Raw genomic sequence first — 361 nt, 5'->3', positions numbered from 1 at the left:
CGCAGGCCCGGGTGGCATCGAGCGCGGTGATGAGGCGCGCGATCAGGACGCGAGCGTCCCCGGGTGCATAGGACTGGCGCGCGCCGCTGCCCCAGACCGGCCCGGGCCAGGCAGCGTCGTCGCGCTGGCGAGCGATGAGGTGCACGTGCAGCTGCTCGACGATATTGCCGAGCGCACCGATGTTGAGCTTGTACGGTGAAGCGACGGCATTGAGCGCGCGCGCGGCATGGTTGAGCTCGATCAGCAGCTCGGCCTGGTCGAAGGCGGACAGCTCGAACAGCTCGCGCACCGCTGCGCGCCGAGGCACCAGCAGCACCCAGGGGAAGCGCTGGTCGTCCATCAAACGCAGACTGCACAGGCC

Annotated in this window: 1 protein-coding gene; it reads right to left on the bottom strand. The window is 69.8% G+C overall.

Annotated features, from left to right (window positions below; genetic code table 11):
- Positions 1-340 (bottom strand): HIT family protein (locus FLQ44_RS20210; RefSeq protein WP_240801359.1); only part of this gene is annotated, 340 nt, incomplete at its 3' end.
- Positions 341-361 lie beyond the last annotated feature (21 nt).

This window comes from Vogesella mureinivorans, from assembly GCF_007644035.1.
GTDB lineage: Bacteria > Pseudomonadota > Gammaproteobacteria > Burkholderiales > Chromobacteriaceae > Vogesella > Vogesella mureinivorans.
Note: the sequence above shows the minus strand (reverse complement) of the source record. Positions and strands in the feature narration are given on the sequence as shown.